Source organism: Haloquadratum walsbyi J07HQW2 (genome assembly GCF_000415985.1).
GTDB classification, from domain to species: domain Archaea; phylum Halobacteriota; class Halobacteria; order Halobacteriales; family Haloferacaceae; genus Haloquadratum; species Haloquadratum walsbyi_B.
Genome location: NZ_KE356561.1, coordinates 258,781 through 259,900, shown reverse-complemented (window position 1 = coordinate 259,900; position 1,120 = coordinate 258,781). Strand labels below are relative to the sequence as shown.

Here is a 1,120-nt window from a genome sequence, read left to right as displayed (position 1 = left end):
TTGACTTGGTGCTGCGGAAACTCTCTATCTGGGGAACTTCCAAGTCTTATAAAATTTGTCGAACAAAATTCTATTGAAATAATAGAGGTAGAAGGAGCGTTGAGAAGCTTTGTTAATTCGGCTAATACACAGGTAACCGATGGGGAGGTATTAGGCTACGAGAAGATTGAGAACCTCCTAAGATTCAGCCAGAAATTGGATGGAGACTTATCCAGGCTTGGTTACGAGACCGTTCTACAGAATTATAAGAATAAAGACAGTCTCAATTCCAGAGACGCGTTAGATCTGCTGGAGGGAATGGTTCATTCAAGACAAGAGGGCTATCAAGAGCTAGCAGATGAAGCCGATCGACTATCCGAAGAAATCTTGGAACAAGCTTGGGATCCACTGATGGATGAACTAAGTGAGTATGATGAGGACCCGATCCCTATCAGCAAGGTTAGACAAAGGTACTCCGAACGGTTTGATGAGGAAGGTTCTGAAGAGTTTGAAGAAGAACGTGAAAATTCTCAGAAATTATATCTTTTATCAGTAAAGGATATTCTGTCTGTTTAATTGAGCTGTTTCTATCGGATTGGGGTTAGTTTTCTGAGTCTCGTGAGGAGGTAGGCAGTGATACGTCCACGACCATTGTTCAATACTTTCAAACCGATATATTTTTTACACCACTTAGATTGTTGCTTGCTCATTTCGTCGAGCTTCAGCTGTATATCCGGGTATTCTTCGTATGCGAATTCTCCCACCATATCTATCGCAGAATATATTGTTTCTCCGGATTTGCCATCAGAGAATTCATTGTATGCGTGTTCGTGGATATAGTAGTAGTGGTATTTTAACTCCCGCTTGATATCCCTGAGATTTCCTCTGTTAATTTCATCTTTCTCATATTTATCTATGATGTCAGAGAGGTCATCAGGCCAGTGTTCAGTTGTACTCAGGACCATTTTTATTCTCGATACATTATCACGAAAGTTATCGTAGCTAGTGCAATAGTTATAGTAAATATCACGATACCATATGATATTACTGCTATACCAAGCGGGTTCGAAGGGTACAACGGAATCGAAGTAATTCCAGAGTACTGCCCAACAGACAATATTGATAAGGTATTTGATATTAA

2 protein-coding genes are annotated in these 1,120 nt (G+C 40.1%); one reads left to right on the top strand and one right to left on the bottom strand.

The features are described 5' to 3' along the window. Positions 1-555, top strand: a 555-nt coding sequence (locus J07HQW2_RS01295) for a hypothetical protein (protein ID WP_048075064.1), incomplete at its 5' end; no start/stop codon positions are given. Positions 556-566: 11 nt separating this feature from the next. On the opposite strand, the gene J07HQW2_RS01290 is transcribed toward J07HQW2_RS01295, so the two are convergent. Next, positions 567-1,120 (bottom strand): hypothetical protein (locus J07HQW2_RS01290; protein WP_048075063.1); only part of this gene is annotated, 554 nt, incomplete at its 5' end.